The following is a 10,673-nucleotide window of genomic DNA, read 5'->3' as shown; positions in this document are numbered from 1 at the left end:
TGTAAATAAAATAAAAAAATAGTAAAACATTAAAAATGAAGATTTAAAAAAAGTACATCCATAAATTAATCGTATTTATGGATGTACTTTTTTAACTAAGCTTATCTGAAATAAGAATATCTTTAAAAGAGCAAAGGCTAGGGAAGCAGTTTCTTAAAGACTAAAGAATTCCTTTGATAATTATAGAGTGCCTGACGAGCATTTGGTAAGTCATCAACACTCACCTGATGAAAACCATGTTCTAAAAACCAATGAGCAGTACGCGTTGTTAAAACAAATAATTGACGAATACCTTGTTCTTTTGCCTTTTCTTCAAGGAATTGCAAAATCTGGCTGCCACGATTCGATTTACGATAACTTGGATGTACTGCAACGCAAGCAATTTCTGCTGAACGTGTTTCGTTAAATTCGGTTGGAATTGGATAAAGGGCGGCACACGCTAGAATTGTACCATCGCGTTCAATAACAGCGAACTGGCTAATTTCTTGCTCTAAACGTTCACGCGAACGATAAACCAAGATACCTTCTTCTTCTAGCGGACGTAATAAATTCATTAAACCGCCCACATCTTGAATGTTGGCCATGCGAACTTCTTCATAATGAGCATCGGTAATCATGGTACCAACACCATCACGTGTGAACAGCTCTTCAATTAGTGCACCATCATAGGCATAAGAAATGAGATGAACACGATGTACGCCTGATAAAGACGCTTTTTTTGCTTGTTGCAAATGCAAAGTGAGTGTTGGGCTAATGGTTTGGTATTGTTGAATATAGTAGTCCAGTTGATGGGGGCTTAATTCACGTAATATTTGTTCATCTTCGTTCAGCAGCCCTTGTTGCTCACCTAGAAAAATGAGTTTATCTGCTTTTAGGTAGGTTGCGGTTTTAGTTGCGACTTCTTCCGCCCGCAAGTTAAATACTTCGCCTGTAGTGGAATAACCTGTTGGGCCTAATAGCACAATATTATGGTTATCGAGGTGCCGCTCAATTGCATCGGTATCAATAGAGCGAACTTCACCTGTAAGCTGGAAATCCATGCCCTCACGAATACCATAAGGCTTCGCAGTCACAAAATTACCTGATACGACATCTATTCGAGCACCGTACATGGGAGAGTTTGCCAAACCCATAGAAAGCAATGCTTCAATTTCTAGGCGAATAGAACCTACTGCACTCATGACGCAGCTTAAAGATTCACGTGTAGTAATACGGCTGTTGTCATAAAAAGGAGTTTCAATTCCTTTCTCTTTAAGATTTTGATTAATTTGCGGACGTGCGCCATGCACAAGAATTAAGCGAATGCCAAGAGAATGCAATAAAGCAATATCATGAATGATATGTTCGAAATTAGGATGACGAACTGCTTCACCGCCAAACATTAAGACAAAAGTTTTATCGCGATGTGCATTAATGTAGGGTGCTGAGTGTCGAAACCAGTGTACATAATGCTGGGTGTTATTATGCGACTTACTTTCAGGCTTACTTGGCATACCGATCTCGAATCAACAGCAAAAAGATATAAAGATGATTCTAAACAAAAAAGATTAAAGCCGCATGTTTTAGATAAAAAAACACCCAAATCTAAGTTTGGGTGTTTAAAGAGTTCTAGAATTAGTAAACAACTCTAATGATTTTATGGCTCTGTTCATTCACCAGTACATAATTTCCGTTCACTTTGTACCATTTTTGATAGCGACCCGGTTTAGTCAATTTTTGATGTTGGCGATAGTCAATCACGTAACGTGAGTGTTGATATTCATGCGGTACAACCTGACCCACTCGCCATGCATTACGATGGTCATCTTTTTTAATCACTTTAACTGTTTTTACTTCATGGTTTTGATAGTTGCCATGGTGATTATGATCGTTAGGTGCTGCCATTGCTGTCGTTGCAACTAAACCAGTAAGTGAAAGAACAATTGCTGTTGTTAATTTTTTCATTATGAACCTCGAATGATGAGTTAAATTTCAATAACTAAAGATTAGTGAACAATTGCAGATAAATCGTGGAGGCAAAGAAGAATAAATGTGAAAACCCAATATGAAATAAAAAGAAATTAAGAAAATACTTAATATGAAAATATAAAAAGTTTTATTTTTAAAATAGATAAGACATAAAAAAAAGGATAAAACTCGAAGGTTTTATCCTTTTTATTCAGCGATAGCGAGGATCTATCGCTTTAAAAACTACGAATACTGACAATGCTATTAGAATCTGTATCGACTAAAATATAGTCATTATTGATTTTGTACCATTGCTGATTACGGCCCGGTTTAGGCAGGTTGCTGTCTTTATAGTCGACTTTATAACCATTGCCACGATAGTGCTGTGGCATAACATAACCCGGCTGCCAGCGATGCTGTTTCAAGCGTTCAAAGCCACGTTCTTCGCGCATACGACGTTCGTCACGGATACGATCTTCATCATGATCACGTCCAAATCCTGGCCCACGATCATTCCACTCACCACGTGGTCCTCCACCTTTACCTTTGGGGCCATGGCCTCGGTCAAAAGGAGGATCAGCAAAGCTCGCCATACTGGTGGTCAGTACAGTTATGCAAAGGGCTAAGATGGTGAACAACTTTTTCATGATGCATCCTCGTTTACATCTGATGTCTCTCATGTTGAATACTCTACGCGCAAAATGCAGAGAAACTGTGAAGATCATTTAATGGTTCAATTAAAATTACGGATAGATAAAGAGTTTTTATCAATCATAAAAAAGGCTTGTATATAACTTTTCAGGTATAGGCAAGCCAGATTTGATGATTGGCCGTAATTTAATTTAGCTTTTCATCTTTAACTTTTTTAATCCTGCGCATCAATACTTTGACCATTGAGTGCCAAGCTGTCTTCACCCATTAAATAGAGATAGGCAGGCAAGATTGACTCAGGCGTAGGCAGTGTTTTCGGATCTTCTTGTGGGTAGGCTTTAGCACGCATTGCAGTACGTGTTGCGCCTGGGTTAATGCAGTTAAAGCGGATATTTGGATAAGTATTTTCCGCTGCAAAAATTTTGCTCACTGCTTCAATTGCAACTTTCGAGACAGAATAAGCACCCCATAAAGCACGTGCTTCACGGCCTACACCAGAACTGGTAAATACAACAGAGGCATTTTCTGATTTTTGCAAAAGTGGTAATAAAGCTTGAGTGAGGGCAAATGGGGCACGCAAGTTAACTGCCATCACGTCATCCCATACTTCTGTAGGATAATGTGCCAGCTCCACACGTTCACCTAAAATACCTGCATTATGCAAAATACCGTCTAAACGTCCAAACTGCTTTTCAAGCGTATCGACTAAAAAGTCGTAATCACGATCAGAAGCACTTGAAAGTTGTAATGGTAAAATCGCTGGTTGCGGTGCACCTAGACTTTCAATTTCATCATAAATAACTTCAAGTTTATTTAAGGTTCTACCATGCAGGACAACGGTTGCACCATGTAGGGCATAACTTAGAGCCGCAGCTCGCCCAATTCCATCACCAGCGCCGGTAATTAAAATAATTCGATCTTTGAGTAGATCTGGACGAGGTTGATATTCTGAATATTTCATTGGTAAACCTCCTTCTTTTTATATTGATAAAATGAATAACCGTTAAAAAAGCTTATAAAACTCTTAGGTTAACTTATCATACGCTGATTTTCCTGTAGAGCAGGAAGCTTTTGACGTAACATATCGTGTAATTCTGTCACCGTATTTACAATCGAATCGGCTTGCCATGCAGCGAGATCATCACGATGTTCAATAGGTAGATATCCATATGCAGCTAAAATAGTATGCATATTGGCATTGCGACCAGCATCAATGTCACGTGGGTGGTCACCCACATAAATAATTTCATCTGCTGGAATATTTAACTGTTTAGCAGCCAAATACATGGGTTCTGGATCTGGTTTGGTTTTGCTGACATCTTCAGGGCATACCAAAACCGCACAGCGTTCTGTCAGATTTAACTTTTCTAAAAGAGATTCACTTAAGCCACGTGGTTTATTGGTCACAATACCCCATGGGATTTGCGCACTTTCTAACTCTTCTAAAAGTGGATACATGCCTTCAAACAGATCTGTATCAACCACAATATTATTGCCATAAATATCTAGAAAGTTTTGACGATGTGCCAAGAAAATTGGATTGGCCACATCCAACTCTGGATAGACCAATTTCACCATCGCACGTGCACCTTCAGAAACTTGAGTGCGAATGAGGTCTGCATCAACAACGGGCCGTCTTTCATCACGGCACATTTGCTGAATAATACGAATGAAATCCGCAGCTGTATCGATAAGAGTACCGTCTAAATCAAATAAAACAGCTTTCATCATGCACCTGTATTTATCGTATGAACCATATAGTTAACGTCGACATTTGGCGCTAACCAATAATGCTTGGTCAGTGGGTTGTAATGCAGTCCAGTCATTTCTTTTAGAGTAAGACCTGCATTACGAATGTCATGCGCCATTTCAGATGGTCGAATAAATTTATGATAATCATGTGTACCTTTTGGCAACATGCGTAGTACGTACTCTGCGCCAATAATGGCAAATAAATAAGATTTTGGGTTACGGTTAATGGTAGAGAAGAACACATGGCCACCTGGTTTAACCAGAGCCTGACACGCTTTTACAATAGATGCCGGGTCTGGAACGTGTTCCATCATTTCCATACAAGTCACCACGTCATATTGGCCTGCTTGTTCTTGTGCTAATTCTTCAACAGGAATTTGACGATATTCAATATTTTGAACATTCTCTTGCTGAGCATGTAAACGGCCGACAGCTAGAGGTGCTTCACCCATATCAATACCGAGTACATCTGCTCCACGACGTGCCATGCTCTCGGCCAAAATACCACCACCACAGCCGACATCAAGTACTTTTTTACCAGCAAGACCGCCTACACGTTCATCAATCCAGTTTAAACGTAGTGGATTGATTTGATGAAGTGGGCGAAATTCAGAATGTTGATCCCACCATTTGGCAGCAAGTGCTTCAAACTTTGCGATTTCTTGTAAATCAACATTCAATTGCGACATGGTGCTACCTCTAAACTTGAGTTATCTTTTTGGATGTAGTTCGCCGTTAGTGTAGCGATTATTGGGAAAAAAGCGATAAACCCAATAAAAAACTTCACAGAAGCAAAACGAATTTAGCATATTTGTTTTATATTTAGAGCATAAGCTAATGCATAACAACTTAGAGGAAAAGCTGTAGCAATGAAAAAATTGGTTTTGGGTGGTTTGAGTGCAGCAATTATGGCCGTATCGGGTAGTGCAATGGCAGCAGATTTTGTTGCTGGTAAAGACTACACCGTGATTGCCAATCCAAGCAAAGTGGAAGTTCCGGGGAAAATCGAAGTTCGAGAGTTCTTTTGGTATGGCTGTCCGCACTGTTTTAAACTTGAACCGCATATGCAAACGTGGTTAAAACAGATTCCTAAAGATGTGCGTTTTGTACGTACACCTGCTGCAATGAATAAAATGTGGGAACAAGGGGCGCGTACATATTATACCTCTGAGGCATTAGGTGTACGTAAACGCACGCATTTACCACTATTCCATGCGATTCAGGTGAACGGTCAACAAATTTTTGATCAGGCTTCTGCTGCGAAGTTCTTTACTCGTTATGGCGTACCTGAACAGAAATTTAATAGTACCTATAACTCGTTTGCTGTGACTGCAAAAGTTGCCGAGTCAAATAAACTTGCTCAACAGTACCAATTAACAGGCGTACCAGCAGTTGTCGTGAATGGTAAATATGTTGTGCAGGGTGAAGATGGTAAAGTCACTCAAGTTGTTAATTATTTAATTGAGAAAGAACGTAAAGCAAAATAAGTTGTTTAGGCTTTACTTCAAAAATGGGCTTCATATGGAGCCCATTTTTATATTTAATTTATCGTTAACTATCACGAAATAATTCAATTAATTTTGCTGATTTTCATCTTCAATTTGAAAATTTAAAACATCAAAATTAGCTGTTTGGGTCGGTAGTGATAATGCCTGATTAATATATAAATTAATTAATTTTTGGCGAGAACCAATTGAACGTTGGTAATAGGTAGAATTTAAAAGCAGTGATGCACCATAAGTCAGTGACCAGATATAAGACAAATAATCACGAATAGACATATCATAATTCAATGATTTTAAATAATTTTCGGTAATATCTTTAATGGCTAAAATACGCTGTTGGCGAATTTCATACAGCTCTTCGAAAAGATGCTTCAACTTAGATTCTGTCATCGTCAGATTTTCTTCAAGTTGATGCAATAGAATCGTTTTACCTGGTGCAAGCAAATGATGAAGCATGTAATGAGGAGCATACTCTTTGAAATCTGTATTATATTTTTTAGAAATTTCTAAAATCTGCTTTTCATTTTGAATAATGAGTTCAAGTAGAAGCTCATTTTTACTTCTAAAATGCTTATAAAGTGTGCCTTTAGCAATATCTAGCTCGGCCACTAACTCATCTAGAGTAATTTCCTGATTGTTTTCTAATAACAACTTTTCTGCCACGCTCAGAATTTTTTCTTTACGCATCAAAAACTGTGTATGACGATCAAGATTCATAGGTATTCCCACACCAGTTTGGCCTAACTAATAGTTTACTTCCTGTAAAAAGAAAAAGACTTTTCTCGAAATTTTAGCCTTTTTCTTTCTCTCTTTACGTATTACCACATAACCTGTTTTTTGTCATTTGCCGCTTCTACCGTTCCCAGTTTGCAATCCCTCTAAACAGTAAGCGAACTTGTGTAGAAGCATTTTCAATAAAGGCAGTTTGTTGCAGCTTGAGCTGTTCACCTTGATACTGTTTCGATAGGTTGAGCCACGTCATTGCCCATGTAAATGACATGTTGGTCAAAATAGTAGATAAGACATTTAAGTCTTGCGGATGTTGAATATGTTTAAAATTTTCGAGTTTGGTGAGATCAGTTGTTAGATCTTCAATCAAAAATTCGATTTCTCGTGCAATTGCTGCACGAACCGTTTCTGAGCCACCCCAACGTTCTGAAATCATAAACTGCCACTGCTTAGGACTATGATTAACCGCCTGAACAAATAGCTCAATGCTGGTTTGAGTTTTAGCAGATTTATGCTGTAAATAACTTTGACCTAATTGATGTAAAACACTTTTTAAGTGTAGTGCGACTTGGTCGACCAGTTCCTTACCAAGTTCATCCATGTCTTGAAAATGACGATAAAAGGCTGTCGGTACCAAACCAACTTCACGTGCAACTTCACGCAAACTGATACTACTGAACGAACGCCCAGACGTGCTCAGATGCAAGGCTGCATCTAGAAGTGCCTGACGACTTTGCTGTTTTCGTTCATCCCGTATCGACATTAAAAGAACCTATTTAAACCGTGAGCCAAAGTCTAACAAAAAAGAGCAAACTTTCATAAAAAAAATAGTGAACAAGTGTTGACTGAGTGAACAGTTATAAATATAGTGTACATATGTTCACTATATGAACATGTGTTCACTCAAATAAATAGCCAGAAACAAAAGAGGAACGTATGAACGCAACACTTAGTTATCAGCCACATTGGGTTCGAGAAGATTTCGTTGATTTTGTTTTGCAGAAAATTAACGTGACTTGGGCTTGGAAACGGGTACTTGCAGAAGTTACTGCAGTTCAGCCACTTCATACCGATATGGTGCTTATCAAGCTTAAACCGAATCGTAATTTTAATTTCGATCAGGTTCGTGCTGGGCAGAGTATTCTGCTGACTTTGCTTATCGATGGCGTTTACCAACAGCGTAGTTATTCAATTATCGAAGTAACGAATGAAGGTGAAATCTCTTTAGGGATTAAAGTACAGGGCTTAGTGTCTAGTGCAGCTCAACGATTACATGTTGGAGAGTGCATTGAGATTTCCCAGCCACAAGGTGATTTTACTTTGCACCAAGGCCAGCATCCTGCGATTTTAATTGCATCAGGAAGCGGTATAACTGCAATTTACTCACTTTTACAGCAAGCGTTGAAACAGCAGCTTGAACAAATTCATGTCATTTATTTTAATCGTGCAGAAATTTTTCATGCTGAATTAAAAGCTTTGGCAGAAAAGCATCCAGAGCTTCAATATCACTTTTTTAATACCACCGAGCAAAAACAGCATTTAACTGAAAGCTTACTGCAAAAGTTGGTTCCAGATTTCGAGCAGACAGCAACTTATGTTTGTGGTCATCATGGCATGATGCAGCAAGCGAATGAAATCTATGCACAAAAAGGTGCTCAGTCGCAGCTTCATCAAGAGTATTTCCAGCCACTTCAAGTGACTGGTACACATGCAGCACAGCGTATTATTTTCCGCCGTGCCCAGCATGAGTTTTTAGCTGAAACAAATTTACTGAGCAGTGCAGAGCAAGCAGGTTTACGTCCGCAACATGGTTGCCGTATGGGTGTCTGCAATAAATGTAGCTGCACCAAAGTCAGCGGCGTCACTCAAAACCTGTTAACTGGTGAAATTGAAGACCAGCCAAACCGTCCAATTAAACTATGCGTGAGCCAGGCATTAAGCCCAGTCACGATTGATCTATAAAAAGAATTAAAGAGGATTAACCCTATGAATATGGCATTAGAATTTTCTACCGTTTCTAAATCTGCTCATTTAACACCTGAACAGACTGAAGAGTTTGGTCGCCGTGTTGAACAGATTCGTCAAGATATTATGCAAAGTCTTGGTGAGCAAGATGCAAAATATATCTACAAAGTACGTAATTTTGTTCGCTATACCGAAATCGCCTCACGTGGCATGTTGATGTTTGGTGGTTGGATTCCGCCTGTTTGGCTACTAGGCACAGGCTTATTAGGTATTTCTAAAATTGTAGAAAACATGGAACTTGGCCATAACGTGATGCACGGTCAGTTTGATTGGTTAAATGAACCAAGTCTGAACGGTAATACTTACGATTGGGATACCATTGCATCGGGCGATGACTGGCGTGAAACACATAACTATGTGCACCACACTTATACCAATATTGTTGGTAAAGACCATGATGTTGGTTATGGTATTTTGCGAGTAAGTGATCAACAGAAGTGGGAACCTCGCCACCTGTTTAATATTCCACTTGGTTTACAGTTAATGTTTTTCTTTGAGTGGTATGTAGGCGTACAAAACTTACATCTTGAAGATGCATTAGTTTATAAAACCAAGAGCTGGAAACAGGTTTGGAAAGATTCATCTAAAGTACGTAAAAAAGCCACACGCCAAGTTTTAAAAGACTATGTGTTTTTCCCTGTGATCTCTGGCCCTATGTTTTTACCGGTTTTTGCAGGAAATGTAGTCGCCAATATTATTCGTAACTTGTGGTCATCTGCCGTGATTTTTAACGGCCACTTTACAGAAGATGCAGAAACGTTTGAGCCTGATAATACCGACACTGAAACCAAGGCAGAGTGGTATTTACGTCAAATTCGTGGTTCAAGTAATTTTAGTGGTACAGAATGGATGCACTTTATGAGTGGTAACTTAAGTCATCAAATTGAACACCATTTATTTCCAGATATGCCAGCTAATCGCTATAAAGAAGTAGCACCGAAAATTAAGGCACTTTGTGCAGAATATGGCATTAACTACAACGAAGCGAACTTTATGCGCCAGTTCTGGAGTGTATGGATACGTTTGGCGAAATGTTCACTGCCAAACCATACCACTGGAAAAGTGATGCAGACATTGGAAAAGTTAAAAGCAAAATTCAAATTTGCGTAATTTAAATGATTTCAAAATAGCTCCTTTTAAGGGGCTATTTTTATTTTTGAGTCATGAAAAGTGCAGACTTACATTTGAAAGTAGGGAATAAACTCAACCTGTCAAAATCCTTTGCTATACTATGCCCAAGTTTGTATTTAAGAGAAGTTAGGAAGGATTATGCGTATTGACCAACGTGCATTAGACCAATTACGTGAAGTGAAAATTACACGAAACTACACCCGTTATGCTGAAGGTTCTGTGCTGGTCGAATTTGGTCACACCAAAGTCCTTTGTACTGCAAGCATTGATAACTCAGTGCCACGCTTTTTAAAAGGCCAAGGTCAAGGCTGGGTAACGGCAGAATATGGCATGTTACCGCGCTCAACGCACTCACGTTGTGACCGTGAAGCGGCCCGTGGCAAACAAACTGGTCGTACTCAAGAAATCCAGCGCTTAATTGGCCGTAGCTTACGTGCTATGGTCGATTTGAAAAAGCTTGGCGAAAATACCATTACCATCGACTGCGATGTAATTCAGGCTGATGGTGGTACGCGTACTGCTTCAATTACTGGTGCTGCTGTAGCATTGGTTGATGCGATGAATGTTTTACTGTCTCAAAAGAAAATTAAGCACGACCCGCTTAAAGGACTAGTTGCTGCAATTTCTGTGGGCATGTATCAAGACGAAGTATTGCTTGATCTTTGCTATGAAGAAGACTCGAACTGTCAAACTGACTTAAACGTGGTGATGACACAGGCTGGTGAATTTATTGAAATTCAAGGTACTGCCGAAGACAAACCGTTTACTCGCGCACAAAGTAATGCCATGTTAGAAATGGCTGAAAAAGGAATTGCCGAGCTCATTAAAAAGCAACAAGAAGCTTTAGGCTGGTAATTTTAATCTTTCTAAACAACGCATCTTCGGATGCGTTTTTTTATGCCTTCATCAAATCGACATGAAAACATCACTTGC

At 39.1% G+C, this 10,673-nt stretch carries 12 protein-coding genes; 4 read left to right on the top strand and 8 right to left on the bottom strand.

The features are described 5' to 3' along the window. Window positions 1-137 precede the first annotated feature (137 nt). The 6 genes from argA to ubiG form a co-directional block, all read right to left on the bottom strand. Entirely contained in the window at window positions 138-1,493 is a 1,356-nt protein-coding gene (gene argA / locus HUN22_RS03350) for an amino-acid N-acetyltransferase (protein WP_031947001.1), read from the bottom strand. 121 nt (window positions 1,494-1,614) lie between these two features. Next, the gene (locus HUN22_RS03345; RefSeq protein WP_174726497.1) at window positions 1,615-1,944 is read right to left on the bottom strand and encodes an RcnB family protein; all 330 of its coding nucleotides are present in this window, start codon (window positions 1,942-1,944) and stop codon (window positions 1,615-1,617) included. 239 nt (window positions 1,945-2,183) lie between these two features. Next, window positions 2,184-2,594, bottom strand: coding sequence for an RcnB family protein (locus HUN22_RS03340; RefSeq protein ID WP_217488065.1), 411 nt, complete (start codon window positions 2,592-2,594; stop codon window positions 2,184-2,186). Window positions 2,595-2,812: 218 nt separating this feature from the next. After that, the gene (locus tag HUN22_RS03335; protein WP_057085045.1) at window positions 2,813-3,559 is read right to left on the bottom strand and encodes a YciK family oxidoreductase; all 747 of its coding nucleotides are present in this window, start codon (window positions 3,557-3,559) and stop codon (window positions 2,813-2,815) included. 68 nt (window positions 3,560-3,627) lie between these two features. Further along, entirely contained in the window at window positions 3,628-4,329 is a 702-nt protein-coding gene (locus tag HUN22_RS03330; RefSeq protein WP_174726496.1) for an HAD family hydrolase, read from the bottom strand. Further along, window positions 4,326-5,039, bottom strand: a complete 714-nt coding sequence (gene ubiG, locus HUN22_RS03325; protein ID WP_171430539.1) for a bifunctional 2-polyprenyl-6-hydroxyphenol methylase/3-demethylubiquinol 3-O-methyltransferase UbiG — start codon at window positions 5,037-5,039, stop codon at window positions 4,326-4,328. Before ubiG ends, HUN22_RS03330 begins: the two co-directional genes overlap by 4 nt. A gap of 180 nt (window positions 5,040-5,219) precedes the next feature. Here ubiG and HUN22_RS03320 point away from each other — a divergent pair, with 180 nt between their 5' ends. Beyond that, window positions 5,220-5,837: a thiol:disulfide interchange protein DsbA/DsbL gene (locus HUN22_RS03320; protein ID WP_016143952.1), complete on the top strand. Its 618-nt coding sequence runs from the start codon at window positions 5,220-5,222 to the stop codon at window positions 5,835-5,837. A gap of 87 nt (window positions 5,838-5,924) precedes the next feature. Here the strand turns inward: HUN22_RS03320 and HUN22_RS03315 are convergent, their stop codons facing one another. Together HUN22_RS03315 and HUN22_RS03310 are read right to left on the bottom strand one after the other, a co-directional pair. Then, complete coding sequence (locus HUN22_RS03315) at window positions 5,925-6,572, bottom strand: TetR/AcrR family transcriptional regulator (protein ID WP_002120773.1); 648 nt, start codon at window positions 6,570-6,572, stop codon at window positions 5,925-5,927. 136 nt (window positions 6,573-6,708) lie between these two features. Continuing rightward, window positions 6,709-7,347, bottom strand: coding sequence for a TetR family transcriptional regulator (locus HUN22_RS03310; protein ID WP_174726495.1), 639 nt, complete (start codon window positions 7,345-7,347; stop codon window positions 6,709-6,711). A gap of 173 nt (window positions 7,348-7,520) precedes the next feature. Here HUN22_RS03310 and HUN22_RS03305 point away from each other — a divergent pair, with 173 nt between their 5' ends. The 3 genes from HUN22_RS03305 (at window position 7,521) to rph (ending at window position 10,595) form a co-directional block, all read left to right on the top strand. Then, window positions 7,521-8,546 carry a ferredoxin reductase gene (locus HUN22_RS03305; protein ID WP_174726494.1) on the top strand — a complete coding sequence of 342 codons (1,026 nt, stop codon included), beginning with the start codon at window positions 7,521-7,523 and terminating at the stop codon, window positions 8,544-8,546. A gap of 30 nt (window positions 8,547-8,576) precedes the next feature. Further along, window positions 8,577-9,719: a fatty acid desaturase family protein gene (locus HUN22_RS03300; RefSeq protein WP_174726498.1), complete on the top strand. Its 1,143-nt coding sequence runs from the start codon at window positions 8,577-8,579 to the stop codon at window positions 9,717-9,719. A gap of 159 nt (window positions 9,720-9,878) precedes the next feature. Beyond that, on the top strand, window positions 9,879-10,595 hold the full coding sequence (gene rph, locus HUN22_RS03295) for a ribonuclease PH (RefSeq protein WP_002120794.1): 717 nt from the start codon (window positions 9,879-9,881) through the stop codon (window positions 10,593-10,595). Window positions 10,596-10,673: the final 78 nt, after the last annotated feature.

It is taken from the genome of Acinetobacter lactucae, from assembly GCF_013344765.1.
Classification (GTDB): domain Bacteria; phylum Pseudomonadota; class Gammaproteobacteria; order Pseudomonadales; family Moraxellaceae; genus Acinetobacter; species Acinetobacter lactucae_A.
Note: the sequence above shows the minus strand (reverse complement) of the source record. Positions and strands in the feature narration are given on the sequence as shown.

Coding starts and splice junctions, on each gene's coding strand:
- HUN22_RS03300 (WP_174726498.1), top strand. CDS start 8,577: ATGGCATTAGAATTTTCTACCGTTTCTAAATCTGCTCATTTAACACCT.
- HUN22_RS03335 (WP_057085045.1), bottom strand. CDS start 3,559: ATGAAATATTCAGAATATCAACCTCGTCCAGATCTACTCAAAGATCGA.
- HUN22_RS03320 (WP_016143952.1), top strand. CDS start 5,220: ATGAAAAAATTGGTTTTGGGTGGTTTGAGTGCAGCAATTATGGCCGTA.
- rph (WP_002120794.1), top strand. CDS start 9,879: ATGCGTATTGACCAACGTGCATTAGACCAATTACGTGAAGTGAAAATT.
- HUN22_RS03345 (WP_174726497.1), bottom strand. CDS start 1,944: ATGAAAAAATTAACAACAGCAATTGTTCTTTCACTTACTGGTTTAGTT.
- ubiG (WP_171430539.1), bottom strand. CDS start 5,039: ATGTCGCAATTGAATGTTGATTTACAAGAAATCGCAAAGTTTGAAGCA.
- HUN22_RS03310 (WP_174726495.1), bottom strand. CDS start 7,347: ATGTCGATACGGGATGAACGAAAACAGCAAAGTCGTCAGGCACTTCTA.
- HUN22_RS03340 (WP_217488065.1), bottom strand. CDS start 2,594: ATGAAAAAGTTGTTCACCATCTTAGCCCTTTGCATAACTGTACTGACC.
- HUN22_RS03330 (WP_174726496.1), bottom strand. CDS start 4,329: ATGATGAAAGCTGTTTTATTTGATTTAGACGGTACTCTTATCGATACA.
- argA (WP_031947001.1), bottom strand. CDS start 1,493: ATGCCAAGTAAGCCTGAAAGTAAGTCGCATAATAACACCCAGCATTAT.
- HUN22_RS03315 (WP_002120773.1), bottom strand. CDS start 6,572: ATGAATCTTGATCGTCATACACAGTTTTTGATGCGTAAAGAAAAAATT.
- HUN22_RS03305 (WP_174726494.1), top strand. CDS start 7,521: ATGAACGCAACACTTAGTTATCAGCCACATTGGGTTCGAGAAGATTTC.